13 protein-coding genes and 1 pseudogene are annotated in these 26,876 nt (G+C 73.1%); all 14 read right to left on the bottom strand.

Annotated features, from left to right (window positions below; all coding sequences use genetic code 11):
- Position 1: 1 nt before the first annotated feature.
- Positions 2 to 6,397: an SDR family NAD(P)-dependent oxidoreductase gene (locus A5730_RS15595; RefSeq protein WP_369829886.1), complete on the bottom strand. Its 6,396-nt coding sequence runs from the start codon at positions 6,395 to 6,397 to the stop codon at positions 2 to 4.
- Positions 6,342 to 12,701 carry a type I polyketide synthase gene (locus tag A5730_RS15590; protein ID WP_067901974.1) on the bottom strand — a complete coding sequence of 2,120 codons (6,360 nt, stop codon included), beginning with the start codon at positions 12,699 to 12,701 and terminating at the stop codon, positions 6,342 to 6,344. Before A5730_RS15590 ends, A5730_RS15595 begins: the two co-directional genes overlap by 56 nt.
- A gap of 79 nt (positions 12,702 to 12,780) precedes the next feature.
- Positions 12,781 to 13,842 carry a type III polyketide synthase gene (locus A5730_RS15585; RefSeq protein WP_067901972.1) on the bottom strand — a complete coding sequence of 354 codons (1,062 nt, stop codon included), beginning with the start codon at positions 13,840 to 13,842 and terminating at the stop codon, positions 12,781 to 12,783.
- A 109-nt stretch (positions 13,843 to 13,951) separates the two neighbouring features.
- A complete protein-coding gene (gene argH, locus A5730_RS15580; RefSeq protein ID WP_067901970.1) occupies positions 13,952 to 15,370 on the bottom strand; it encodes an argininosuccinate lyase in 1,419 nt (472 codons plus the stop codon).
- Entirely contained in the window at positions 15,367 to 16,587 is a 1,221-nt protein-coding gene (locus A5730_RS15575; protein WP_055402771.1) for an argininosuccinate synthase, read from the bottom strand. The genes argH and A5730_RS15575 overlap by 4 nt, the downstream gene beginning before the upstream one ends.
- 18 nt (positions 16,588 to 16,605) lie before the next feature.
- Positions 16,606 to 17,100 (bottom strand): arginine repressor, encoded by a 495-nt coding sequence (locus A5730_RS15570; RefSeq protein WP_067901968.1) that lies wholly within the window; start codon positions 17,098 to 17,100, stop codon positions 16,606 to 16,608.
- Entirely contained in the window at positions 17,097 to 18,026 is a 930-nt protein-coding gene (gene argF / locus A5730_RS15565) for an ornithine carbamoyltransferase (RefSeq protein WP_067901965.1), read from the bottom strand. The genes A5730_RS15570 and argF overlap by 4 nt, the downstream gene beginning before the upstream one ends.
- Positions 18,023 to 19,216, bottom strand: coding sequence for an acetylornithine transaminase (locus A5730_RS15560; RefSeq protein ID WP_067901963.1), 1,194 nt, complete (start codon positions 19,214 to 19,216; stop codon positions 18,023 to 18,025). The genes argF and A5730_RS15560 overlap by 4 nt, the downstream gene beginning before the upstream one ends.
- Entirely contained in the window at positions 19,213 to 20,100 is an 888-nt protein-coding gene (argB, locus tag A5730_RS15555) for an acetylglutamate kinase (RefSeq protein WP_067901961.1), read from the bottom strand. Before argB ends, A5730_RS15560 begins: the two co-directional genes overlap by 4 nt.
- A complete protein-coding gene (gene argJ / locus A5730_RS15550) occupies positions 20,097 to 21,308 on the bottom strand; it encodes a bifunctional glutamate N-acetyltransferase/amino-acid acetyltransferase ArgJ (protein WP_067901960.1) in 1,212 nt (403 codons plus the stop codon). Before argJ ends, argB begins: the two co-directional genes overlap by 4 nt.
- Positions 21,305 to 22,364 (bottom strand): annotated as a pseudogene (argC, locus tag A5730_RS15545) (N-acetyl-gamma-glutamyl-phosphate reductase). The gene argJ and the pseudogene argC overlap by 4 nt, the downstream one beginning before the upstream one ends.
- A 39-nt stretch (positions 22,365 to 22,403) precedes the next feature.
- Entirely contained in the window at positions 22,404 to 24,890 is a 2,487-nt protein-coding gene (pheT, locus tag A5730_RS15540) for a phenylalanine--tRNA ligase subunit beta (protein ID WP_067901956.1), read from the bottom strand.
- A complete protein-coding gene (gene pheS / locus A5730_RS15535) occupies positions 24,890 to 25,933 on the bottom strand; it encodes a phenylalanine--tRNA ligase subunit alpha (RefSeq protein WP_067901954.1) in 1,044 nt (347 codons plus the stop codon). Before pheS ends, pheT begins: the two co-directional genes overlap by 1 nt.
- A gap of 120 nt (positions 25,934 to 26,053) precedes the next feature.
- The gene (locus tag A5730_RS15530; RefSeq protein ID WP_067901952.1) at positions 26,054 to 26,860 is read right to left on the bottom strand and encodes a rhomboid-like protein; all 807 of its coding nucleotides are present in this window, start codon (positions 26,858 to 26,860) and stop codon (positions 26,054 to 26,056) included.
- Positions 26,861 to 26,876 lie beyond the last annotated feature (16 nt).

The following is a 26,876-nucleotide window of genomic DNA, read 5'->3' as shown; positions in this document are numbered from 1 at the left end:
GCTAGGGGCCGATCTCTTCGTCGAGGATGGCGAAGAGCTGGCTCTCGGTGGCGGTGGCGATGTCGTCGTCGAACGGGTCGCCGGGGTGTTCCGGATAGGGGCCGTCCGCCGGCCCGGTCAGGCCGTCCAGCATGCCCTGCAGCCGGGTGACCAACTGCGCCCGGTCGCTGGGGCTCCAGTCGGATTGGCCGACGAGCGCCTGCATTTCGCGGGCGACGTCGTTGAAGCGGGCCATCCGGTCCGGGGGCTCGGCGCTCGCCCCGCCCGCCAGCTGCGCGTCGAGGTGCTCGGCCAGCGCCGCCGGCGTCGGGTGATCGAAGATCAGCGTCGGCGAAAGGGTCAGCCCCGTCGCGATTTTGAGCCGGTTGCGCAACTCCACGGCGGTCAGCGAGTCGAACCCGAGATCTCCGAAGGCCTGGTCGGCGTCGACGTCCGCGGTGCTGTGGCCCAACACCGTGGCGGCGTTGGTGCACACCAGCTCCACCAGCTCGCGCCGCCGCTGTTCGGGGGCGACGCCCTCCAGGCGCGCGCGCAGGCCCGTCAGCGACACCATGTCGGTGGGGTCCAGGACCCGTCGCGCGGGCCGGGCGGCCAACTGGCTCAACAGCGGCGGCAGCGCGGCGCCGGCGTGGGCCAGCGCGGTGGCATCGAGGCGGGTGGCCACCACGACGGGGGGCTCGGCCAGCAGCGCGGCGTCGAGCAGGTCGAGCGCCTGCCGGGTGGACAGCGCGGCCAGGCCGGCGCGGCTCATCCGCGCCCTGTCGCGCTCGCCGAGGTGCCGGGTCATCGCCGAGGCCTGTTCCCACATCCCCCAGGCGATCGACAGGCCCGGCAGGCGGTGAGCGCGCCGGTAGGCGGCCAGGGCGTCCAGGAAGCTGTTGGCGGCGGCGTAGTTACCCTGCCCGGGGGCGCCCACGATGCCCGCCATCGACGAAAACACCACGAAAGCGGCCAGATTCAGCTCGCCGGTCAGCTCGTGCAGGTGCCACGCCCCGTCGACCTTGGAGCGCAGCACGGTGTCGATGCGCTCGGGGGTCAGCGACGTGATCACCGCGTCGTCCAGCACGCCCGCCGCGTGGAAGACCCCGCGCAGTGGGAAGCGCGCCGGCACCTGGGCCAGCAATCCCGCCACGGCGTCCCGGTCACCGACATCGCAGGCCACCACGGACACCCGGGCCCCGGCCTCGCGCAGCTCGGCCACCAGATCGGCCATCCCGTCGGCCCGTTCGCCGCTGCGGCTGACCAGCATGAGGTGCGGCACCCGGTAGCGGTCGACCAGGTGGCGCGCCACCGCCGACCCCGCCATGCCGGTCCCGCCGGTGATCAGCGCGGTGCCGCCGGACAGGCCGGCGGGCCCGTCGGGCATGGTCAGCACGACCTTGCCGATATGGCGGGCCTGGCTGACGAACCGGTAGGCGTCCACGGCGCGCCGCACGTCGAATGCCTTGACCGGCAACGGCGTCAACGCCCGCGCGGCGAACAACCGCATCAATTCGGCGAACATCTCGGCGATGTGGTCCGGCCCGGCCTCCATCAGGTCGAACGCGCGGTAGTAGATGTCGGGGTGGGCCGCAGGGTCGCGCAGGTCGGTCTTGCCCATCTCGATGAAGCGCCCGCCGGGGCCCAGCAGCCGCAGCGACGCGTCGGTGAACTCGCCGGCCAGCGAGTTCAGCACGACGTCCATGCCGGCGCCGCCGGTAACCGAGGAGAACTTCCGCTCGAAGTCCAGCGTTCGCGAATCCGCGATGTGGTCGTCGTCAAAGCCCATGGCGCGCAGGGTGTCCCACTTGCCGCGGCTGGCGGTCGCGAAAACCTCGGCGCCCCAATGCCGTGCCAGCTGCACGGCCGCCATGCCCACCCCACCGGCGGCGGCGTGCACCAGCACGCGCTCGCCGGAGCGCAGACCGCCCAGCACCGACAACCCGTAGTAGGCGGTCAGGAACACCACCGGGACGCCCGCGGCCTCGGCGAACGACCAGCCCGGCGGCACCGGCGTCACCAGCCGCCGGTCGACGGTCGCCTCCGAGCCCGTCAGGCCCACGATGCCCATCACCGCGTCGCCGACCGCCAAATCCCCCACACCCGCGCCGATCTCGGTCACCACCCCGGCGCCCTCGGCGCCCAACTGGGCGGCGCCCGGATACATGCCCAAAGCCACCAGCACGTCGCGGAAGTTCACCCCGACCGCGGCCACCGCCACCCGCACCTGGCCGGCGGCCAGTTCGGCGGGCGGGCCGGCCTGCACCGCCAGGTCCTCCAGCGTCCCGCCCTCGCCTGCCGCCAGCCGCCACACCGAAGGCGGCTCGGGCAGCGGCAACACCGGGTGCGCCTTGATGGGCTTCAGCCGGGGGGCGTAGGCGACGCCGTCGCGCACCGCCAATTGCGGTTCACCGCAGCCGATCAGCGCCCCGACGTCGATTGAGCCATCGGAGTCGACCAGCACCGCCCGGCCGGGCTGTTCGGCCTGCGCCGACCGCACCAGCCCCCACACGGCCGCGCCGGCGAGGTCGGAGACGTCCTCGCCGGGCAGCGCGACCGCGCCGCGGGTCAGCACCACCAACGGCCCGTCGCCATCACCCCGCGCCTGCAACGCGCTCAACGCCTCGTGGGTCGCGGCGTAGACCGCTTCGACCACGCCGTCGGCGTTCGGAGCCGGCCGCCAGACCTCGGGCTCGACGCCGATCCCGTTGTCCGCCAACGAAACCGGGGACCACACCGCCTCCAGGAGTTCGCCGCCGCCGGAACGCACCGCGGCGGCCGCCGACAGCTGCGCGGCCGAGACCGGACGCGTCACCAGCTCGCGCACGGACAGCACCGGCACGCCCGAGGAGTCGGCCACCTCGACCGACACCGCGCCCGTCCCGACGGGGGCGAGCCGCACCCGGACCCGCGATGCGCCGGCCGCGTACAGGCACACCCCTTGCCAGGAGAACGGCAACACGGTCTCGGCGTGCTCGTCGGCCACCCCGAGCGCATGCAGGGCCGCATCCAGCACCACCGGGTGAATCCCGAAGCCGCCCACCGTCACACCGGCATCCTGGGGGGCCTCCACCTCGGCGAAGGTCTCGGTGCCCCGCCGCCACACCTTGCGCAGGCCGCGGAAGGCCGGGCCATACCCGTAGCCGCGCACCGCCAGGTCGTCGTAGGCGCCCGTCACGTCGAGCGCCGCGGCCCCGACCGGCGGCCACACGGACAGGTCCGCTTCCGGCGCGGGCGAGCCCTCGCTCAGCACGCCCTGGGCGTGCAGCGTCCATTCCGGGCCGGCCTGCGAATACACCGCGACGCCCCGGATGCCGCCCTCGCCGGCGCCGTCCACCACCACCTGAACGCGCACCGCGCCGGCACCCGGCAGCGGCAGCGGCGCCGACAGCGTCAGCTCCTCGATCACCGGACAGCCCACCTCGTCGCCGGCCCGGAGCACCAGCTCGACGAACCCGGCGCCCGGGAACAGCACGGTCCCGGTCACCGCGTGATCGGCCAGCCACGGCTGGGCGGCCGTCGACAACCGGCCGGCCAACACCACGCCGCCCGAGTCCGGCCGCTCGACCACCGCGCCCAGCAGCGCGTGCTCGGCGCCGGCCAACCCGAGGCTGGCGGTGTCGCGGGTGCCCATCGACTCGGCCGACAGCCAGAACCTGCGCCGCTGAAAGGCATACGTGGGCAGGTCGACCCGGTGGGCGTCGAGGCCGGCGAACGTCGCGGCCCAGTCCAACTCCGCGCCGGAGGCGAACAGCTGCCCGGCGGCCAGCAGCACCGAGTCGACCTCCGGACGGCCCTTGGCCATCGACACCGCCGCGACCACCGGCTCGCTCTCCAGGGATCGTTCCGCCGCGGCCGTCAGCGCCGCGCCCGGCCCCACCTCCAGGAACGCGCCGGCGCCGAGCGATTCGGCCAGCCGCACGCCGTCGGCGAACCGCACCGGGCGGCGCACGTGCTCCACCCAGTAGTCGGCGGACCCGTAGCCCGGTCCGGCCAATTGCCCGGTCACGTTGGACACCAGGTCGATTCGCGGCGCGGCCGGTGACACCCCGGCCACCACCGCCGAGAACTCCTCGATCATGGGCTCCATCAGCGGCGAGTGGAAGGCGTGCGAGACGTCCAGCTGCCGCACCCGCCTGCCGCAATCGGCCAGCCGCTCCGCCGCCGCGCTCACCGCGGCCCGCTCCCCCGACAGCACCACCGCGTCGGGGCCGTTGACCGCCGCGAGGGCCACCCCTTCGGTCAGCAACGGCGCGACCTCGGCCTCGGTCGCGGTCACCGCGACCATCACCCCGCCCGCCGGCAGCGCCGCCATCAGCCGGCCCCGGGCCGCCACGATCCGCGCCGCGTCCGGCAACGACAGCACCCCGGCCACGCAGGCCGCGGAGATCTCGCCCACCGAGTGGCCGATCACCACGTCGGGTGTCACGCCCCACGAGCGCCACAGCGCCGCCAGGGCGACCTCGAGCACGAACAACGCGGGCTGGGCGAATTCGGTGCTCTGCAACAACTCCGGGTCGGCGCCCCACATCACGTCGCGCAGCGGCAGCCGGGCGTGGGCGTCCAACGCCGCCACGGCCTCGTCGAAGGCCGCGGCGAACGCCGGAAAGCGTTGGTGCAGTTCGCTTCCCATGCCGAGTCGCTGCGAGCCCTGGCCGGGGAACACGAACACCCGCTTGCCGAGGGGCCGGGCGCGCCCGACGGCCACACCCGCGGCGGGCTCGCCGGCCCGGACCGCCGCCAGCCCCGCCAGCAGGGTGTCGGGATCGGCGCCCACCACCACCGCGCGATGTTCCAACGCCGCCCGGGTGGTGGCCAGCGACCACCCCACGTCCACGGCGCGCAGGCCCGGCTCCGCCTCCAGGTGGGCCGACAGCCGCCCGGCCTGCGCGGCCAACGCGACGGCCGACCGGGCCGACACCACCCACGCGAGCGAATTGACGAGCGAATCACTTTGCGCTGCCACGGTTTCCGGCTCCGCAGGCGGCTGCTCGACGATGACGTGGGCGTTCGTCCCGCTGATCCCGAATGACGACACCCCGGCCCGGCGCTGGCCGTCGCGCGCCGGCCACGGCTGGGGCTCCGTCAGCAGCGACACCGCGCCCGCCGACCAATCCACGTGCGGCGACGGCACATCCACGTGCAGCGTCTTGGGCAGCACGCCGTGCCGCATCGCCTGGATCATCTTGATCACCCCGGCCACCCCGGCGGCGGCCGACGTGTGGCCGATGTTGGATTTGATCGACCCCAGCCACAGCGGGCGGTCCGCCGGCCGGTCCTGCCCGTAGGTCGCCAGCAGGGCCTGCGCCTCGATGGGATCGCCGAGAACCGTTCCAGTGCCGTGGCCCTCGACCGCGTCGACGTCCGCCGCGGTCAGTCCGGCGTTGGCCAGCGCCGCCCGGATCACCCGCTGCTGGGACGGCCCGTTGGGGGCGGTCAAACCGTTGGACGCCCCGTCCTGATTGACCGCCGAACCCCGGAACACCGCGAGGACGGGATGCCCCAGCCGGCGCGCGTCGGCCAGCCGCTCCAGCACCAGCACGCCCGCGCCCTCCGACCACGACGTCCCGTCGGCCGCGCCGGCGTACACCTTGCACCGGCCGTCCGGGGCCAGCGCCCGCTGCCGGCTGAACTCGACGAACGCGGCGGCGGTGGCCATCACGGTCACGCCGCCGGCCAGCGCGAGGTCGCACTCCCCGGAGCGCAGCGACTGCGCCGCCAGGTGCATGGCCACCAACGACGACGAACAGGCCGTGTCCACCGAGACGGCCGGACCCTCCAGGCCCAACACGTACGACACCCGGCCCGAGGCCACACTCAGGGTCGACCCGGTCAGCCCGTAGCCCTCCAGCTCGCCCTTCACCTCCCCGCCGTAACCGGCGTGGATGACCCCGGCGAACACGCCGGTCGCCGAGCCCCGCAGCGCGAGCGGGTCAATTCCAGCCCGCTCCAACGCTTCCCAGGAGATCTCCAGCATCAACCGCTGCTGGGGATCCATCGCGAGGGCCTCGCTGGGGCCGACGCCGAAGAATCCCGCGTCGAAGTCCCCGGCGTCGCGCAGGAAGCTGCCCTGCCGGGTGTACATCTTGCCCGCCGCGTCGGGGTCCGGGTCGTACATGCCCTCGACGTCCCAGCCGCGATCCGCCGGGAAGTCGGACACGGTGTCGCGGCCGTCATTCACCAGTTCCCACAGGGTTTCCGGCGAATCGACGCCGCCCGCGTAGCGGCAGGCCATGCCCACCACCGCGATCGGTTCGGACAGCCGGCCCTCCAGCTCCGAGACGCGCCGGCGCGCCCGACGGAGGTCCGCCGTCAGGCGTTTCAGGTAATCGACGTGCTGTGTGGTGTCCGGCATCGCGGTCTCAGCGGCCGAGTTCTTCGTCGAGGATGGCAAACAATTGGCTTTCGGTGGCGGCATCGAGGTCGGCGTCGAGGCCTTCGGGGTCGAGGGGATCGGTGGAGCCGAGCGTGGCGAGCAGGCCGTGCAGGCGGGCCCTCAGCGCCGATTTCTCGCCGTCGTCCCAGGATTGGTCGAGCAGCGCCTGCAATTCGCGGGTGATGTCGGTGAAACGGGCCATCAGGTCGGGCCGGTCGCCGGAAGGCGCGCCGGCCAGCTGACCGTCCAGATGCCCGGCCAGCACGACCGGTGTCGGGTAGTCGAAGATCAGCGTGGGCGAAAGCGTAAGACCCGTGGCGGTTTTGAGCCGGTTGCGCAGCTCGACGGCGGTCAGCGAGTCGAAGCCGAGGTCGCCGAACGCGCGGTCCGCGTTGATGTCCGCGGGGTTGGGCAGCCCCAGCACGGTCGCCGCGTTGCCGCGAACCAGGTCGACCAGCTCGCGCTGTCGCGCCTCGGCGGTCAACCCCTGCAGGCGTGCGGCGAGACCGGACGTCAGGGCGGTCGTATCGGCGTCGTCGATGACGCGGCGGATGGTGCGGGCGGCCAGCTCGCTCAACAGCGGCGGCAGCCCGGCGGCGTTGTCGGACAGGGCAACCCGATCCAGTCGGGCGGCCATCAACACCGGGGCGTCGACGAGCATGCCGGCGTCGAAGCTGTCCAGCGCCTGCTCGGTCGACAAGGGGGCGATGCCGATCCTGGTCATCCGGGCCTTGTCGCGCTCGCCGAGGTGGGCCGTCATCGCCGAAGCCTGCTCCCAGAGCCCCCAGGCCAGCGACAGCCCCGAAAGCCCATGTGCCCGGCGGTATTCGACCAGACCGTCGAGGAAGCTGTTGGCCGCCGCGTAATTGGCCTGACCCGGCGTGCCGACGATGCCCGCCATCGAGGAGAACACCACGAACGCCGACAGATCCTTCTCCCGCGTCAGCTCGTGCAGGTGCCACGCCCCGTCGACCTTGGCCCGCAACACCGCAGCCACCCGCGCGGGCGTCAGCGACGCGATCAATCCGTCGTCGAGGATTCCCGCGGCGTGCACCACGCCGCGCAGCGGATACCGCTCCGGTATCTGGGCCAGCATCGCCGCGACGGCCTCGCGGTCGGCGACGTCGCAGGCCACCACGGACACGCCGGCGCCGGCCCGCCGCAGGTCGTCCACCAGCTCCGCGACCCCCGCGGCCCCGGCGCCGGCGCGGCTGGCGAGCATCACGTGCGCCACGCGATACCGGTCGACGAGGTGACGGGCCAGCGCGGAGCCGGCCATGCCGGTGCCGCCGGTGATCACCACGCTGCCGCCGGCCAGCCCACCGCAGCCGCTGAGCACCGCGCCGGGCCCGGACGGCATGGTCAACACGACCTTGCCGATGTGGCGGGCCTGGCTGACGAACCGGTACGCCGCCGAGGCGCAGCGGACGTCGAAGGCCTTGAGCGGCAACGGCGTCAGGGCGCCCTCGCGCATCAGCTCGACGATCTGGGCCAGCATCGCCGCGGTGCGGTCGGCGCCGGCCTCCAGCAGATCGAAGGCGCGATATTGCGCGCCGCGGTGCGCCTCGGCGACGACCTGCGGATCGCGGATGTCCGTCTTGCCCATCTCGATGAACCGGCCGCCGGGTGCCAGCAACCGCAGCGACGCGTCGGTGAACTCGCCGGCCAGCGAATTGAGCACCACGTCGACCCCGGCCCCGCCGGTCGCCGACGAGAACTTCCGCTCGAAGTCGAGCGTCCGCGAGTCGCCGATGTGGTCGTCGTCAAACCCCATTGCGCGCAACGTGTCCCACTTGCCCCGGCTCGCGGTCGCGAACACCTCCGCGCCCCAGTGCCGGGCCAACTGAACCGCCGCCATGCCGACTCCCCCGGTGGCGGCGTGCACCAGCACCCGCTCGCCGGCGCGCAGGCCCGCCAGCACCGACAACCCGTAGAGCGCGGTCAGGAACACCACCGGCACGCCCGCGGCCGTCACCAGCGACCAGCCCTGGGGCACCGGGGTCACCAGCCGCTGATCCACCACCGCCTCGGAACCGACCACGCCCAGCAGCCCCATCACCGCGTCGCCGACCGCCAGCCCGGTCACGTCGGGGCCGACCTCGACGATCACCCCGGCGCCCTCGGCGCCCAACTGGCCGCCGCCCGGGTACATGCCCAGCGCCACCAGCACATCCCGGAAGTTCACCCCGACCGCGGCCACCGCGACCCGCACCTCGCCGGCCGCCAGTTCCGCCTTGGGGCAGGCGCTGAGCGCCAGGTCCTCCAGCGTGCCGCCGCCGCCGGCGTCCAGCCGCCAGCCGCCCGGGGGCAGGCGCAACACCGACCCCCGCCGCACCGGCCGCATCCGCGCCGCATAGGCCACCCCGGAGCGGACCACCAATTGCGGTTCCCCACAACCGATCACCGCGCGCGCGTCCAGGGATCCATCGGTGTCGATCAACACCAGCCGGCCCGGCTGCTCGGCCTGCGCCGAGCGCACCATCCCCCACACCGCCGCGCCGGCCAGGTCCGTGACGTCCTCGCCGGCGAGCGCGACCGCCCCGCGGGTCTGCACGGCCAGCGTCCCGGACTCCGCACCGCCCAACCAGGATTGGAGCACGCCCAGCGCCTCGGCGGCGGCGGCGTGCACCGAGCGCACCACCTCGGCGCCGTGCGGGGCCGGCTCCCACAGCGTCGCGTCGGAGTCCTTGCCGCTCAAGGGTATCGGCGACCACGCCACCTCGAACAGTCCCTCGGGGCCCGCGGCCGCTGCCGACAACTGACCGGCCGCGACCGGGCGCATCGCCAACGAGCGCACCGACAACACCGGCAATCCGGAGCCGTCGGCCAGTTCCACCGACACCGCCCCGGCGCCGGACGGCGCAATCCGGACCCGCGCCCGCGACGCGCCGGCCGCGTGCAACGAAATCCCTTGCCACGAGAAGGGCAACACGGTCTGGCCCTCGCCGTCGACGCCGATCGCGTGCAACGCCGCGTCGAGCAACACCGGATGGATGCCGAACCCGCCGTCGGCCGCGCCGGCCTCGTCCGGGATGGCGACCTCGGCGAAGATCTCGTCGCCGCGCCGCCACATCGCCCGCAGGCCGCGGAAGGCCCGGCCGTACTCGTAGCCCCGCTCGGCCAGCCGCGCGTAGGCGTCGCCCACCTCCACCGGCGTCGCCCCCGCCGGCGGCCACACCGACAGGTCCGCCGCCGGCGCCGCCGCGGCCCCGCCCAGCACGCCCTGCGCGTGCAACACCCACTCCGAGGAGACGCCCGCCGAATACACGGACAGCTCGCGCCGCCCGGATTCGGCGGCCGCGCCGACCACCACCTGCACCTGCACGCCCTCGGCGGACGGCAGCAGCAGCGGGGCCGACACCGTGAGCTCCTCGAGGACCGCCGCGCCGACCTCGTCGCCGGCCCGGATGGCCAGCTCCACAAACCCCGCGCCGGGGAACAACACCGTGCCGCCGACCGCGTGGTCGGCCAGCCACGGCTGGGCGGCGGTCGACAGCCGGCCCGTCAGCACCACGCCGCCGGAATCCGGGCGCTGCACCACCGCGCCCAGCAGCGCGTGCCGCGCGCCCGCCAGCCCCAGGGTGGCCACGTCACCCGTTCCGGTCGATCCGCCCGGCAACCAAAAGCGCTGCCGCACAAAGCCGTACGTCGGCAAGTCCACGCGCCGCCCGCCCAGGCCCGCGAGGGCGGCCCGCCAGTCCACCGGCACGCCGGCGACGTGGGCCTGGCCCGCCGAAAGCCAGAACCGTTGCAGCGAGCCGTCATCGCGGCCCAGCGACGGGATCACCGCGGCATCGTGTCCGCCGTCGGTCAGCGTGTCCTCGACGGCGGCGAGCAGCACCGGGTGCGGGCTGCACTCGACGAACGCCCCGTAGCCCGCCTCGCCCGCGCGGCGCACCGCGCGTTCGAATTGGACGGTCTGCCGGATGCTGCGGTACCAGTAGTCGGCGTCCAGGCCCGCGGTGTCCAGCAGGTCACCCGTGACGGTCGAGAACAGCGCGACCGAGGATGACCGCGGCTCGATGCCCGCCAGCGCCTCGGCCAGCGCGGCGCGGATGGCGTCGACGTGGCCCGAGTGGGAGGCGTAGTCCACGTCGATCCGGCGGGCCCGCACGCCGTCGGTCTCGCAGCGGGCGATCAACTCGTCGAGGGCGCCCACCGCGCCGGACACCACCACCGCCGAAACACCGTTGACCGCAGCGACATTCAACCGATCGCCGCACGGGCCGATCAGCTCCTCGGCGCGGGCCAGGCCGCACGCCAGCGACACCATGCCGCCCGCACCCGACAGCTGGACCAGCAGCCGGCTGCGCAGCGCCACCACCCGGGCGGCGTCTTCCAGCGACAGCGCGCCGGCCACATACGCCGCCGCGATCTCGCCCTGCGAATGACCGATCACCGCGTCGGGGACCACGCCGACCGAGCGCCACAGCTCGGCCAGCGACACCATCACCGCCCACAGCGCAGGCTGCACCACGTCCACCCGGTCCAACCCGGGCGCACCGGGCGCGCCGCGAAGCACGTCGATCAGCGACCAGTCCACGTGCTCGGCGAGCGCCTTCTCGCACCGCTGCAGGTGATCGGCGAAAACCGTTGAGGTGTCCAGCAATTCGGCGCCCATGCCGACCCACTGCGAGCCCTGGCCGGGGAACACGAACACCGTCTTGCCCACCGGCCGAGCCCGACCCACCACCGCGCCCGCGCCCGGGGTGCCGGCGGCCACGTCGGCCAGCTCCGCGACCAGGCGCGCGCGGTCGGCGCCCACCAGCACCGCGCGGTGCTCGAACAGCGACCGCGTACAGACCAACGACCAGGCCACGTCGACCACCCGCAACCCCGGGTCGTCGGTCACCCGCGCCAACAGCCGCGCCGCCTGGTTGGCCAGCGCGTCGGGCGAGCGGGCCGACAGCACCCACGGCGCGGCCGCGTCGTCGCCGGCCGGGGGCGCGGAAACCTCTTGCGGCGCCTGCTCGACGATGACGTGCGCGTTGGTGCCGCTGATGCCGAAGGACGACACCCCAGCCCGACGCGGCGCGTCGTCAGGCGCCGGCCATTCCCGCGCCTCGGTCAGCAGCGACACCGCCCCCGCCGACCAATCCACGTGCGGCGTGGGCACATCCACGTGCAACGTCTTGGGCATCACCCCGTGCCGGATGGCCTGCACCATCTTGATCACCCCGCCGGCGCCGGCCGCCGCCGAGGTGTGGCCCATGTTCGACTTGATCGATCCGAGCCACAGCGGCCGGTCGGCCGGCCGGTCCTGGCCGTAGGTCGCCAGGACCGCCTGCGCCTCGATCGGATCCCCGAGCGTGGTGCCCGTCCCGTGCCCCTCGACCAGGTCCACGTCCGCCGCGGCCAGGCGCGCGTTGGCCAGCGCGGCGCGGATCACCCGCTGCTGCGACGGCCCGTTGGGCGTGGCCAATCCGTTCGAGGCGCCGTCCTGATTCACCGCCGACCCGCGCAGCAGCGCCAGCACCGGGTGCCCCAACCGCCGTGCGTCGGACAGCCTTTCCAGCACCAGCACCCCGACGCCCTCGGAAAAACCGGTCCCATCGGCGGCCGCCGCGTACGCCTTGCACCGGCCGTCGGAGGCCAGCGCGCGCTGCCGGCTGAACTCGATGAACATCGCCGGCGTCGCCATCACCGTCACCCCGCCGGCCAGCGCCAGGTCACACTCGCCGGCGCGCAGCGACCGGGCCGCCAGGTGCAGGGCCACCAACGACGACGAGCAGGCGGTGTCCACCGACACGGCCGGGCCCTCCAGGCCCAGCGCGTAGGCCACCCGGCCCGAGGCCACGCTCAGCGTCGAACCGCGCAGCCCGTAGCGCTCCAGGTGTCCGGGCACCCGCCCCTGCCCGCCATAGGACCCGTGGAAGATCCCGGCGAACACCCCCGTCGGCGAGCCGCGCAGCGCGGCGGGGTCAATCCCGGCCCGCTCCAACGCCTCCCAGGACACCTCCAGCAACAGGCGTTGCTGCGGGTCCATCGCCAGCGCCTCGCTGGGGCCGATGGAGAAGAACGCGGCGTCGAAGTCGGCCGCGTCGGCCAGGAACCCGCCGCACCGGGCGTAGGACTTTCCGACCGCGTCGGGGTCCGGATCGAACAGGCCCGCCAGGTTCCAGCCCCGGTCGGTCGGGAACTCCGAGACCACGTCGCGGCCCTCGACGACCATCTGCCACAGCGCCTCCGGGGAATCCACCCCGCCGGGGTACCGGCAGCCCATCCCGACCACCGCGACGGGTTCCGTTGCGGCGGCGAGGTATTCGCGGGCCTCGCGCCTGAGCCGCTCGTTTTCCTTCAGCGATGCGCGCAGGGCCCTGACGAGCTCGTCGGAGTCGCCGGTCATGAGACGCGGCCTGGGCGAGAAAGCGGGGTCATCGGTTCCATCGGTGAATCTTGGGCAGGCACAAGCAGATACGCCCCTGTCAGTGCCAGCGCAACAATACGAGCTCGGAGCAGAATCCGGGACCCATCGCGATCATCAGGCCGGGGCTGTCGCTGGGCGGCGGCTTGGCCAGGGTGTCCCGCAGCACGTGCAACACCGAGGCCGAGGACAGGTTGCCGATCTCGCCGAGCGAGCGCCAGGTCAGTTCGAGCGCATCCGGCGACAGGCTCAGGCTCGCGTTGATCGCGTCGATGATCTTCGGGCCGCCGGGGTGGCTGACCCAGGCGCCGATGTCGGTCGTCGTCAGCCCGTGTGCGCCGAGGAACCCGGTGACGTCGCGCTCGATGTGCTCCTCGACCACCTCGGCCAGGTCCTTGGCCAGGACGAGTTCGAACCCGGCGGCGCCGACGTCGTAGCCCATGGTCCGCAGCGAATCGGGGTACAGGGTGCTACGCGAGTCCAGGATGGCGGGCCCGCGGGCGGCGACCTTCTCGGCGCGGCGCTCGCCGACCGCCACCACCGCGCCCGCCCCGTCGGCGAACAGCGCGCTGCCGACCAGGCCCGGCAGCGACGGCTTGTATCCCGGGTAGGTCAGCGAGCAGAGCTCGACCGAGATCAGGGCCGCGGCGGCGGCCCGCGCCCCCCGCAGGTAGTCGTTCAGCCGGGCCACGCCCGCGGCCCCGGCCACGCAGCCCAGCCCGAACAGCGGCACCCGGCGCACGTCGTCGCGCAGGCCCAGCCGGCCCGCGATCCGCGCGTCCAGGGAGGGCACCGCCAGGCCGGTGACCGTCGTGGTGATCAGCACGTCGAGGTCCTGGGGCCGCAGGCCGGCCTCGTCCAGGGCGCCCGACAGCGCCTCGCAGCCGAGGTCGACGGCGTTGTCGATGAAGATCCGGTTGGCCACGCCGAAGTCGGTCAGGGTGGGGTACCGCTCCAGGGGAAGCACCAGGTGGCGGCTGTTGACCTTGGCGCTGACGTGCAGCTGCCGGACGATGTCCTCGTAGCCTTCGAAGTCCGGGATGCCGACGAAGAAGTCGGTGAGCTCGCGCTGGGAGTAGCGGTACGGCGGCAAGGCACCGAACACGCCGGCGACGACGCTCATTGCTCCCACCCCCTGACGACGAAGATCAGGGCCGAATTGTTCACCCGGATCGCTTCCTGCGGGAAGTTTAATCGGCCCGGCAGCGCCCGGCACAGAAACCAAGGTCCTCTCATCGGCCACCGCCCAGCCGTGTTTTGAGCCGTTCGCACTCGGCCAGGACGCCTTCGAGCTGCTCGGCGACCCTGGCCGGCGCGGTTCCGCCCCGCCCGTCGCGCGACGACACCGAGCCCTCGATGGTCAACACGTCCCGCACCTCGGGCGTCAGCTCACCGCTGATGGCGGCCAGCTCGTCGTCGGTCAGCTCGTCGAGCCCGACCGCGCGCCCCTCGGCCGTGCGCACGGCGGCCCCGGCCGCCTCGTGCGCGGACCGGAACGGTACCCCCCGGCGCACCAGCCATTCGGCGATGTCGGTGGCCAGCGTGTATCCGGCCGGCGCCAGGGCCGCCATCCGCTCGACGTCGAACGTCAGGCTGGCCACCAGGCCGGCCATCGCCGGCAGCACCAGCTCCAGCTGGGCCACCGAGTCGAACACCGGCTCCTTGTCCTCCTGCAGGTCGCGGTTGTAGGCCAGCGGCTGGGCCTTGAGCGTCGCCAGCAGGCCGGTCAGGTTGCCGATCAGCCGCCCGGACTTGCCGCGGGCCAGCTCGGCGATGTCGGGGTTCTTCTTCTGCGGCATGATCGAGCTGCCGGTGGACCACGAATCGTGCAACCTGACGTAGCCGAACTCCGTCGAACTCCACAGGATGAGGTCCTCGGCCAGCCGCGAGAGGTCCACGGCGATCATCGCGAACACGAACGCCGCCTCGGCGGCGAAGTCGCGGGCGGCGGTCGCGTCGATGGAGTTGGCCGCGGCGGCCTCGAAGCCGAGCTCCGCGGCGATCGCGTCCGGATCCAGGCCCAGCGACGATCCGGCCAGCGCCCCCGAGCCGTACGGGGACACCGCCGCCCGCTTGTCGAAGTCGACGATGCGGTCGACGTCGCGCAGCAGCGGGTGCGCGTGGGCGAGCAGGTGGTGGGCCAGCAGCACCGGCTGGGCGGACTGCAGGTGCGTCTTGCCCGGCATGATGGCGCTCGGATGCGCGGCGGCCTGGGCGGCCAGCGCGGCCACCACCTCCAGGGCCGCGTCGGCGACCCGGCGCACCGCGTCACGCAGCCACATCCGGAACAACGTGGCGACCTGGTCGTTGCGCGACCGCCCGGCCCGCAGCCGGCCGCCCAGGTCGGGGCCGACCCGGTCGATCAGCCCCCGCTCCAGCGCGGCGTGCACGTCCTCGTCGGTCACCAGGGGCGTGAAGCTGCCGTCGGCCACGTCCTGCGCCAGGCTGTCCAGCCCGGCCAGCAGCCCGTCGCGCTGCTCGGAGGTGAGCAGCCCGGCGTGGAACAGGATCACGGTGTGGGCGCGCGAGGCGACGATGTCGTAGGGGGCCAGCACCCAGTCGAAGTGGGTGGACTTGCTCAGGGCGGCCAGCGCGTCCGACGGGCCGTCGGCGAACCGCCCGCCCCACAGCGAGCCCTCGCGCGTGCTCACGTCGCGGTCGGACCTTCGTCGGCCGCCAGGTCGCGGCGGGACGCGATCTTCGACGACAGCCCGTGCACGTAGACGAAGCCCTTGGCGGCCGACTGGTCGAAGCTGTCGCCCTCGTCGTAGGTGGCCAGGTTGAAGTCGTAGAGCGACTCCGCGCTGCGCCGGCCGTTGACGGCGATGTGCCCGCCGTGCAACACCATCCGGATCTCGCCCGTGACGTGCTCCTGGGTTTTCGCGACGAAGGCTTCCAGCGCGGTCTTCAGCGGCGAGTACCAGAGCCCGTCGTAGACCAGCTCCGCCCAGCGCTGGTCGGTGTGCCGCTTGAAGCGGCCCAGTTCGCGCTCGAGCGTGACGTGTTCGAGCTCGGTGTGGGCGGTGATCAGCACCATCGCGCCGGGGGCCTCGTAGATCTCGCGGCTCTTGATGCCCACCAACCGGTCCTCGACCACGTCGAGGCGGCCCACGCCCTGGCAGCCGGCGCGGCGGTTGAGCTCCTCGATGGCCTGTAGCACGGACACCGGTTTGCCGTCGATGGACACCGGGACCCCGCGCTCGAACCCGACGATCACCTCGTCGGGCGTGTTCCAGTTGATGGTGGGGTCTTCGGTGTAGGAGTAGATGTCCTTGGTGGGCGCGTTCCAAAGGTGTTCCAGGAAGCCGGTTTCCACCGCGCGGCCCCACACGTTCTGGTCGATGGAGAACGGCGAGCGCTTGGTCACGTTGATCGGGATGGCGTTCTCCTCGGCGAACGCGATCGCCTTCTCCCGCGTCCAGGCGTAGTCGCGGACGGGCGCCAAAACCTCCAAATCCGGTGCCAGCGAAGCGAATCCGACCTCGAACCGCACCTGGTCGTTGCCCTTGCCGGTGCAGCCGTGCGCGACGGTGGTGCCGCCGTGCTCGCGGGCGGCCGCCACCAGATGCTTGGCGATCAGCGGCCGGCTGATGGCCGACACCAGCGGGTAGCGGTCCATGTAGAGGGCGTTGTTGAGAATGGTGGGCAGGCAGTAGCCCTCGGCGAACTCGTCGCGGGCGTCGACGACGACGGCCTCCACCGCCCCGCAGTCCAGGGCCCGCTGGCGGACGACCTCCATGTCCTCGCCGCCCTGGCCGAGGTCGATGGCCACCGCGACGACCTCGCGGCCGGTTTCCTTGCCGATCCAGCTGATCGCGACCGAGGTGTCCAGACCGCCCGAATACGCCAGGATGACGCGATCCGACATGAACCAATCTCCTTAGTTTTAGGTGAGCTCTTCTAGGGTGCGGGCCAGCTCGGCGCCGGTCATCGGCTCCCGGGCGGCCACGAAGACGGTGTCATCGCCGGCGATGGTGCCGACGACGTACGGTAGCGCCGCCCGGTCGATGGCGCTGGCCAAATAGTTGGCGCCGCCGGGCGGGGTGCGCAGCACCGCGAGGTTGGCGCTGGCGTCGGCCGACACCAGCAGCTCGCCCAGCAGCCGGGACAGCCGCGCGGTGCCGCCGGACACCCCGCGCACCGGGCTGCCGTCCTCGGGAACGATGTAGACGCCGACGCCGCCGTCGGCGCCGCGCAGCTTCACCGCGCCGAGCTCCTCGAGGTCGCGCGACAGGGTGGCCTGCGTGACCTCGATGCCCTCGTCGGCCAGCCGGGCCGCCAGTTCGCTTTGGCTGCTGATCGGCGCCGACGACAGGATGGCCACGATGCGGTCCTGCCGGCCGGCGCGGGTGATTTCGGCGGAAGTCTTCGAGCGGGTCATGAGCGTCGCTCCAGCAGCCACACCAGCAGCGCCTTCTGGGCGTGCAGCCGGTTCTCGGCCTCGTCCCACACCACGCTGGCCGGCCCGTCCATCACCGCGTCGGTGATCTCGTCGCCGCGGTGGGCCGGAAGGCAGTGCAGCACAATCGCTTCCGGGTCGGCGAGGCCCAGCAGGCGCTCGTTGACCTGGAACGGACGGAACGGGGTGCGGCGGTCGAGCCCGTCGGCCTCCTGGCCCATCGACGTCCAGGTGTCGGTCACCAGCACGCCGGCGCCGTGCGCGGCCGCGTCGGGCTCGGCGCTGAGGGTGACCGAGCCGCCGGTCGTCTCCGCGCGTTCCCTGGCCGCCGCGACGAAGGCCGGGGCGGGGGCGAAGCCGTCGGGCGCGGCGATCGTGACGTGGATGCCGGCGGTCACCCCGCCGAGCAGCAGCGAGTGGGCCATGTTGTTGGCGCCGTCGCCGAAGTAGGACATCCGCAGCCCCGCAAGCGATCCCTTGCGTTCGGCGATGGTCTGCAGGTCGGCGAGCACCTGGCAGGGGTGGAACTCGTCGGAGAGCGCGTTGACCACCGGCACCGTCGCCGCCTCGGCCATGGCCTCGAGCCGGTCCTGCCCGAAGGTGCGCCACACGATGGCCTCGACGTAGCGGGACAGCACCCGCGCGGTGTCGGCCAGCGTCTCGTCGCGACCGAGCTGCGTGCTGCGGGCGTCGACGACGACGGCGTGCCCGCCGAGCTGCGCGATGCCCACCTCGAAGGAGAACCGGGTGCGGGTGGAGTTCTTGTCGAAGAGCACCGCGACGCCGCGCGGGCCGTCCAGCGGCCGGCAGCAGAACGGATCCTTCTTCAGTTCGGCGGCCAGCTGCAGCACCTCGGCCTGCTCGGAGGGCGACAGGTCGTCGTCGCGCAGGAAATGGCGGGGGGTCATGCCGCGGCTCCCATTGCCGTGTCCAGGATGCCCGGCAGCGCGCCGACGAAGGTGTCCAGCTGGGCCTCGGTGATGATCAGCGGCGGGGCCAGCCGGACGACCTCGGGCGCGGCGGCGTTGACCAGGAATCCGGCTGCGCGCGCGGCACTTTCGGCTTCCTTGGCCCGCGGCGCGGTCAGCACCAGGCCCTGCAGCAGCCCCCGCCCGCGCACGTGGTCGATCAGCGGGTGGTTCAGAAACTCGATGCCGTGCCGCACCGACTTGCCCAGCACCTCCGCGTGCCGGATCAGGTCCTCGTCGGTGATCACCCGCAGCACCGCCCGCGCGGCCGCGGCGCAGATCGGGTTGCCGCCGAAGGTGCTGCCGTGCAGGCCGGGGGTCAGCAGCTCGGCGGCCCGCCCGACGGCCAGGCACGCGCCGATGGGCAGCCCGCCGCCCAGCCCCTTGGCCATGGTCACGACGTCCGGGGTGATGCCGTCGTGCTGGTGGGCGAAAAACGCTCCGGTGCGGCCCATCCCGGTCTGCACCTCGTCGAGCACCAGCAGCGTGCCGTGCCGCGAGGTGATGTCGCGCGCGGCGCGCAGATAACCCTCCGGCGGGACGACGACGCCGCCCTCCCCCATGATCGGTTCCAGGAACACCGCCGCGGTGGCGTCGTCGACGGCCGCGGCCAGCGCGTCGGCGTCCCCGTAGGGCACGTGCGTGACGTATCCGGGCAGCGGCTCGAACGGCGCCTGCTTGCTGGGCTGGCCGGTCAACGCCAGCGAGCCCATCGTGCGGCCGTGGAAACCGCCCTGCGCCGCAACCAGTTTCGTGCGCCCGGTGAGCCGCGACAGCTTGAACGCGACCTCGTTGGCCTCGGTTCCCGAGTTGCAGAAGAACACCCGCGCGGGCGCGTCCGCGCCCAGCAGCGCCACCAGCTCCTCGGCCAGCGCGATGCCCGGTTCGCTGGCGTACAGGTTGGAGGTGTGGCCGAGCGTGGCCATCTGGTGGGTGACGGCCTCGATGACCGCGGGGTGGCGATGCCCGAGAACGTTGACCGCGATGCCGCCGAGCAGGTCCACGTAGCTGTTGCCGTCCACGTCGGTGACCACGGCGCCGTCGCCGCGGGCCAGGCCCAGCGGCGGGGTGCCGTAGTTGTTCATCATCACGGCTTCCCAGCGCTGCTTCACGGTGTCCCCTTGGCTCATGTGGGCACCACCTTGGTGCCGGTCCCCGCATCGGTGAAAAGCTCGACCAGCACGCAGTGTTCGACCCGCCCGTCGATGACGTGCGCGCTCGGCACGCCGGCGGTGACCGCCCGCAGGCACGCCTCGACCTTGGGGATCATGCCCGCCTCCAGCGTGGGTAGTAGTTGCGCGAGTGTGCCGGTGTCGATCTCGCTCACCAGCGAGCCGCGGTCGGGCCAGCTGGTGTAGAGGCCCTCGACGTCGGTCAGCATCAACAGCTTTTCGGCCCGCAGCGCCTCGGCGAGGGCCGCGGCGGCGGTGTCGGCGTTGATGTTGTGCACCACGCCCTCGGCGTCCGGTGCCAGCGTGGACACCACCGGAATGCGGCCCGCCGCAATCAGATCCAGCACCGCGGCGGTGTTGACCCGTTCGACGTCACCCACCAGGCCGATGTCGGTGGCCACGCCGTCCACGTTCACGCTGCGCCGCACGGCGGTGAACAGCTGCGCGTCCTCGCCGGTGATGCCGACGGCGTAGGGCCCGTGCGCGTTGATCAGGTTGACCAGTTCGCGGCCCACCTGACCGAACAACACCATCCGCGCCACGTCGAGCACTTCGGGCGTGGTGACCCGGAAGCCACCCTTGAAGTCGCCCTCGATGCCCAGCCGGCGCAGCATGGCGGTGATCTGCGGGCCGCCCCCGTGCACGACGACGGGCAGGATGCCGCAGTTGCGCAGAAAGGCCATGTCGGCGGCGAAGGCGTGCCGCAGCGTGTCGTCGGTCATGGCGTTGCCGCCGTACTTGATGACGACGACCTTGCCGTACAGCTGCTTGAGCCAGGGCAGGGCTTCGGCGAGCACCTGCGCCTTGACCGCGGTGGAGAGTTCTTGAGTGTTGACCGTCATGAGCTGTAGGCCGAGTTCTCTTCGACGTAGCCATGCGACAGGTCGGTGGTGCGGACGGCCGCGGTGCGGTCACCCACCCGCAGGTCGACGGTGATGTCGATATCGGCGCCGGACAGGTCCACCTCGCGCGCGCCCGGCGCCCCGACGCCGTCGACGCACACGGCGAAGCCGTTGAACGACACCGTGATTCGGTCCGGATCCAGAGTCACCGGCGCCATTCCGACGGCGGCCAGCACCCGGCCCCAGTTGGGGTCCGACCCGAACACCGCGGTCTTGACCAGGCTGTCGCGGGCGATCACCCGCGCGGCGGTCAGCGCGTCGTCCTCGGAAGCTGCCCCGGTCACCGTCACGGTGACGCGCTTGGTGACGCCCTCGGCGTCGGCCTGCAGCTGCGCGCACAGGTCGTCGCACACCCGCAGCACGGCGTCGTCGAGATCGGCCTGCGCGGGCGTGATCCCGCTGGCCCCGGACGCCAGCAGCAGCACGGTGTCGTTGGTCGAACAGGCGCCGTCGATGTCGAGCCGGTCGAAGGTGCGGGCGGTGGCGCGCCGCAGCGCGGTGTCGAGCGCCGCGGCCTCGACGTTCGCGTCGGTGGTCAGCACGCACAGCATGGTGGCCAGCGACGGCGCCAGCATGCCCGCGCCCTTGGCCATCCCGCCGACCGTCCAGTTGCTCCGGTGGTGCAGCGCAACCTGTTTCGGCACCGTGTCGGTGGTCATGATCGCGCGCGCGGCCTCGTCACCGCCGCCCAGGCCGCCGGCCATGTCCTGCACGATCGCGCGCACCCCGGCGAGCACCTTGTCCATCGGCAGCCGGTCGCCGATCAGCCCGGTGGAGCACACCGCGACCTCGATGGCCCCGGTTTGCGTCCCCCAGTCCGACAGCGCGGCGGCGACGGCCTCCGCGGTCGCGTGGGTGTCCTGGAAACCGCCGGGCCCGGTGCAGGCGTTGGCGCCGCCGGAGTTGAGGATCACCGCGCGCAGCGCGCCGGTGGTCAGGACCTGCTGGCTCCACAGCACGGGCGCGGCCTTGACCTTGTTGCGGGTGAAGACGCCCGCCGCCGCGTAGTCGGGTCCCTCGTTGAACACCAGGGCCAGGTCGGGGTTGCCCGACGCCTTGATGCCGGCGGCGATCCCGGCGGCCCGGAATCCGGCGGGCGCGGTGACGCCCTGTTCGCGCACCAGGCGCGCCTCGGCAAGATGGGTCACGGGGCAACCCCGACCACCGAAAGACCTTCCGCTTCAGGCCAACCCAGCGCCAGGTTCATCGCCTGCACCGCCGCGCCGCCGGTGCCCTTGACCAGGTTGTCGATGGCGGCGATGGCCACGAAAGTCTCCGCGGCCTCGTCCACCGCGACGGCGACGTGTGCCGCGTTGCTGCCGATCACCGATCCGGTGCGGGGCAGTTGGCCCTCGGGCAGCAGGTACACGAAAGGTTCCGCGTCGTAAGCCTTTTCGTAGGCGGCCCGCAGTTGCGAGAGCGGCGCGCGGGTGCGCGCCGTGCAGGTGGCCAGGATGCCCCGCGAGGTCGGGATAAGCACCGGGGTGAACGACACCGTGACGTCGCGGTCGGTGACCGCCCGCAGCCCCTGGGCGATCTCGGGCGTGTGGCGATGCGCCCCGGCGATGTTGTAGGCCCGGGCGGACCCGATCACCTCGGAGCCGAGCAGGTCGGTTTTGGCCGCGCGGCCGGCCCCGGAGGTGCCGCTGACGGCGACCACGGTGACGGCGGGCTCGATCAGGTCCTCGGCCATCGCGGGCATTAACGCCAGCAGCGCCGCGGTCGGGTAGCAGCCCGGCACGGCGATGCGGCGCGCGCCGCGCAGCCGCTCCCGCGCGCCGGGCAGTTCCGGCAGCCCGTAGGGCCAGCTCCCGGCGTGCGGGGAGCCGTAGAACCGCTCCCACGCCGCGGCGTCGGTGAGCCGGAAGTCGGCGCCGCAGTCGATGATCAGGGTGTCGGGACCCAGCTGGTCGGCCAGCGCGGCCGAATGCCCGTGCGGCAGGCCCAGAAACACCACGTCGTGGCCGGCCAGCACGGCGAGTTCGGTGGGCTCGACCACGCGGGAGGCCAGCGGCGTCAGGTGCGGGTGGTGTTCGCCGAGTGTGCTGCCGGCGCTCGTCGCGGCGGTCAGCGACCCGATGGCCAGCCGGCCGTCGGCGTAGGCGGGATGCCCGAGCAACAGGCGCAGGATCTCACCGCCCGCATAGCCGCTGGCCCCGGCAACCGCCACCCTCAATACGTCGGCCATTCCGCCGATTCTGCATGGTTATGCAATGCTTTGCAAATCCATGCCAGAGCGGCGCTCAGGCCCGCAGTTCGGCGCCGACCGCCTCGGCGGCGGCGCGCACCGCGGCGTCGCGCGCCGCGCTGGCGTCGTCCTCGGTCAGCGTGCGGTCCGGGGCGCGGAAACGTAGGGCGAAGGTCAGCGATTTGCGGTCCTGCCCGACCTGCGGGCCGGTGAACACGTCGAACAGTTGCAGGTCTTCCAGCAGCTCGCCGGCGCCCTCCCGCACGGCGTCGGCCACCGCCTGCGCCGGCACGTGCGCGGGCACCACCAGGCTGACGTCCTGGAAGACCGCCGGGAACGGCGACACCCTCGGCGCCGGCAACGCCTCGGCGATGGGAATGGCGTCGAGGTTGAGCTCGACGGCGCAGGTGCCCTTCGGCAGCCCGGAGCGTTCGATCACCGCCGGGTGCAACTGCCCGGCGTGACCGACGATGGTCTCCCCGACCAGCACCTCGGCGCACCGGCCCGGATGCCAGGGCAGCTGCTGCGCCGCCCGCAGGCGCACCTCGACCCCGCTGGCGCGGGCGACGATGCGCACCGCCTCGAACGCGTCGGCGGCCTCGGCCCGGCGGCCGGGACCCCACGGGCCGCGGCGTTCGCGCAGCCCGGCCAGCACCGCGGCGACGTGCTGGGGCTGGCGGGGCAACGAGGCGTCCAGCAGGGCGATCTCGGTGTCCGTCGGTCGCCGGTGCACGGGGATGGGCTGCACGCCGCGCGTCTCGTCGGTCGGCTGCACCACCTGCGCCAGCGCGTACAGCGCGACGTCCACCAGACCGCGGGACACGTTGCGCACCAACCCCTCCAGCAGCGCGGGCAGCAGCGTGGTGGCCAGATGCGGGCGGTCGGCCTCCAGCGGGTTGAGCACCTGCGTGGTGGCGCGGCGCGGATCGTCGGCCGGCAGCCCCCACAGGTCGAACACGCCCGCGGGCAAGAACGGCGTGGGCAGGATTTCGACGTAACCGTGTTGGGCCAGCGATTTGCCGATCGCGCGGCGCCTCTTCTGCCCCGCGGTGAGGCCACGGCCCGCGGGGGCCGCGGGCAGCACCGACGGGATGACCTCCAGGCCCTCGAGGCGCAGCACCTCCTCGACGAGGTCGGCGGGCTGCAACAGGTCGGGCCGCCAGCTCGGCGGCGTCACCGTGAGCGCCGCGCCGGAATCGACCACCAGCGCGCCGATCTGCGCCAGGCGCCGCGCGGTGGTCCCGGCGGGGTAGGCCACCCCGGCGACGCGGTCGGGCAGGTCGGCGGGAAGGTGGATCGGCGGAAGCGACCAGTCGTCGGTCGGCGGCTCGCCGCGCCAATCGGTCAGCGTCTCCGACACCGCTCCCCCGGCGATCTCGACGAGCAGGGTGGCGCACCGGTCCAGCGCGGCCACCGAGATCGCCGGGTCCACCCCGCGCTCGTAACGCCGGGCGGCCTCGCTGGGCAGGTGCAGTCGGCGCTGGGTGCGCGAAACGGCGGCGGGGTCCCAGACCGCGGCCTCCAGCAGCACGTCGGTGGATTCGGCGCGCACCTCGGTGCTGGCCGCGCCCATCACGCCGCCGATCGCCGCGGTCGCGCGGTCGTCGACGATGAGGACATCGGTCGGGTCGAGCCGGCGCTCGATGTCGTCGAGGGTGACCACGGTCTCGCCGGGCCGGGCGAACCGCACGGCCAAGCCCCCGGAGATGCGGTCGCGGTCGTGGGCGTGCATGGGGTGGCCGAGTTCGAGCATCACGTAGTTGGTGACGTCCACCGCCGGCGAGGTCGCGCGGATGCCGGCCAGCAGCAGCCGCCGTTGCAGCCACCACGGCGACACGGCGGCCGGGTCGATACCGGTCACCGGCCGCAGGGCGAACCGGCGCACCCCCGTCTCGGCGTCCACCGTCAGCGGCCACGCCTCCCCCTCGACCGGCAGCGGCTTGACGTCCGCCGGGTCGACGAAGTCGAGGTCGTAGGCGCAGGCGATCTCGCGGGCCAGCCCGCGCACCGACATGCCGTAGCCGCGATCGGGGGTGATCGCCAGGTGGAAGACCACGTCGTCCAACCCCAGCACCGCGGCGCCGTCGGCGCCCGGCTCGGCGGTGCCGGGCGGCAGCACCAGGATCCCGGAATGGTCCGCGCCCAAGCCGAGTTCGGCCGCCGAGCAGATCATGCCGTCGGAGTCGCGGCCGTAGGTCTTGCGCGCGGTGATCGCGAAGCCGCCGGGCAACGTGGTGCCGGGCAGCGCCAACACCACCAGGTCGCCGACGACGAAATTGGTTGCGCCGCAAACAATGTCGCGGGGCTCGGGCTCACCGACATCGACCCGGCAGGCGCGGATCGGCTTCTTGAACCCGGTGAGCTCCTCGATGCCGGCGACCCGGCCCACGGTCAGCGGGCCCTCGACCGGGCCGAGGGTGACCACCTCCTCGACCTCGTGGCCGATCCGCACCAACGCCTGCTCGAGCTCCGCCGGGGCGACGTCCCAGCCGGACGCGCCCGCGGCCACGACGTCGCGCAACCAGCTGTAGGGGATGCGCATCAGGCCCCCACCCCGAACGGCAGCGAGAACCGGACGTCGCCCTCGACCATGTCGCGCATGTCCGGGATCCCGTTGCGGAACTGCAGCGTGCGCTCGAGGCCCATCCCGAAGGCGAACCCGGAGTACACCTCCGGGTCGATCCCCGCGGCCCGCAACACGTTCGGATGCACCATGCCGCAGCCGCCCCACTCCACCCAGCCGGGCCCGCCCTTCTTGCCGACGAACCACACGTCGACCTCGGCGGAGGGTTCGGTGAACGGGAAGAAGTGCGGCCGGATCCGGGTGCGCGCCTCGGGACCGAACTCGGCGCGGGCGAACGCGTCCAGGGTGCCGCGCAGGTGCGCCATGGACAGGCCCCGGTCCACCGCCAGCCCCTCGACCTGATGGAAGACCGGCGTGTGGGTGGCGTCCAGCTCGTCGGTGCGGAAGGTGCGCCCGATCGAGATGATGTAGACCGGCAGCTCGTGGGCCAGCAGCGTGCGCACCTGCACCGGCGACGTGTGGGTGCGCAGCAGCTGCCGGGAATCCTCCGGCGCGATGTAGAAGGTGTCCTGCTCGCTGCGCGCGGGGTGGTCCGCGGGGAAGTTCAGGGCGTCGAAGTTGAACTGCTCGGTTTCCACCTCGGGGCCCTCCGCCAGCTCCCACCCCATCGCGATGAAGGTGTCGGCGATGTGCTCGGCCAGGATGGTGATCGGGTGCCGGGCGCCGACCGGTTGCCGGCTCGACGGCAGTGTGACGTCGATGCCCTCGGCGGCCAGCACCGCCGCGTCGCGTTCTTCGCGCAGGGCCGCCAGCCGCGCGTCGTAGTCGCGCTGCACCTCGGTTCGCGCGGAGTTGACGCGCTTCCCGGCGTCGGCGCGCTCCTCCTTGGGGACGCCGCCCAGCGCCTGGCGCGCCAGCGCCAGCGGGGAACGGTCACCGAGGTGCTCGGTCTTCACCCGCCCCAGGGCGTCCAGGTCGCCGGCGAGCGCGATCGCCTCCCGGGCGGCGCCGACCGCCTCGGCCAAGGCGTCCGGTGACAGGTCGACGGGCTGAGCACCCACGCGGCGACACTCTCCTTGCTGATGAGGGGCGGGCTCGAAGTTGCCCAGCGGCAAGTGCCGATCATAGTGATGCGGTGCGTGCGGCCCGGCGGGCGCTTCGCCCTAAGGGCGGCGGGTCGCCTAGCCGGTCGTGACGGGCTGCGGGCCCCTCAGCGCGGGGTCACCCACCACGGCGGCGCGGCCGGTGACGATCTGAACCAGTTTGTGCGCGGCCAGCGCGCCGAGGACGCCGAACGCGGGCGCGGCGGCCATCGTGCCCCAGTGATGGGCCAGGATCAGGAAGCCGAAGCCCGACGAGGCCACCAGCATCCCGAGCCGCAGCGGCGTCCAATGGATGGGCTGGCGGAATCGGGCGGACACCAGCACGCCGAGGACGACGGCGGCGGTGTGGCCGGCGTCGGTGAAATCGCCGCCGATGATCGCCGAGGCGAGCCCGGCCGACACCCACCAGCCGACCCAGGCGGCGCGCCAGCGCTGGGGAATGACCGCGGTCATCGCGCCGAGCACCGCCAGGGCGCCGTAGCTCATCCCGACGTCGCTGGCCCGGGTGATCGACACCGGCATCCAGCCGAACTCGACGGCCGCGGCCAGGGCGGCGGCCACCAGCAGCGTCGCGCCGATGTGCCCGACGAGGAACGCCACCACCAGCCTGATGGTGCGCAGGTGCAGCTCGCCGAGCGCGAGCAGGCAGGTCAGGAAGGGCAACCAGAAGTACAGCGGACCGGCGTCGACGACGAGCGCGCTGCCCAGCAGCGTGCCCACGTGGCCGTGGGCCAGGTTGTGCAGGTTGGTGCTGGCCCGCTCGACCAGCACGTCATGCGCGTGCGGCCCGAGCGCCAGGATGGCGCAACTGATGGCGAGCAGCACCGCCACGTATCCCACCGTGAACTGGACCCGGGCGAGCCGGGCGAAGATGCCCCCAAACATTGCATCCATTATGTCG

This window comes from Mycobacterium sp. ACS4054, assembly GCF_001667275.1.
Classification (GTDB): Bacteria; Actinomycetota; Actinomycetes; order Mycobacteriales; family Mycobacteriaceae; genus Mycobacterium.
This window is presented reverse-complemented; position numbering and strand designations above follow the sequence as displayed.

Coding starts and splice junctions, on each gene's coding strand:
- A5730_RS15590 (WP_067901974.1), bottom strand. CDS start 12,701: ATGACCGGCGACTCCGACGAGCTCGTCAGGGCCCTGCGCGCATCGCTG.
- A5730_RS15530 (WP_067901952.1), bottom strand. CDS start 26,860: ATGTTTGGGGGCATCTTCGCCCGGCTCGCCCGGGTCCAGTTCACGGTG.
- A5730_RS15595 (WP_369829886.1), bottom strand. CDS start 6,397: ATGCCGCCACCGAAAGCCAATTGTTTGCCATCCTCGACGAAGAACTCG.
- A5730_RS15585 (WP_067901972.1), bottom strand. CDS start 13,842: ATGAGCGTCGTCGCCGGCGTGTTCGGTGCCTTGCCGCCGTACCGCTAC.
- argF (WP_067901965.1), bottom strand. CDS start 18,026: ATGACCCCCCGCCATTTCCTGCGCGACGACGACCTGTCGCCCTCCGAG.
- A5730_RS15575 (WP_055402771.1), bottom strand. CDS start 16,587: ATGTCGGATCGCGTCATCCTGGCGTATTCGGGCGGTCTGGACACCTCG.
- A5730_RS15570 (WP_067901968.1), bottom strand. CDS start 17,100: ATGACCCGCTCGAAGACTTCCGCCGAAATCACCCGCGCCGGCCGGCAG.
- argB (WP_067901961.1), bottom strand. CDS start 20,100: ATGACGGTCAACACTCAAGAACTCTCCACCGCGGTCAAGGCGCAGGTG.
- pheT (WP_067901956.1), bottom strand. CDS start 24,890: ATGCGCATCCCCTACAGCTGGTTGCGCGACGTCGTGGCCGCGGGCGCG.
- A5730_RS15560 (WP_067901963.1), bottom strand. CDS start 19,216: ATGAGCCAAGGGGACACCGTGAAGCAGCGCTGGGAAGCCGTGATGATG.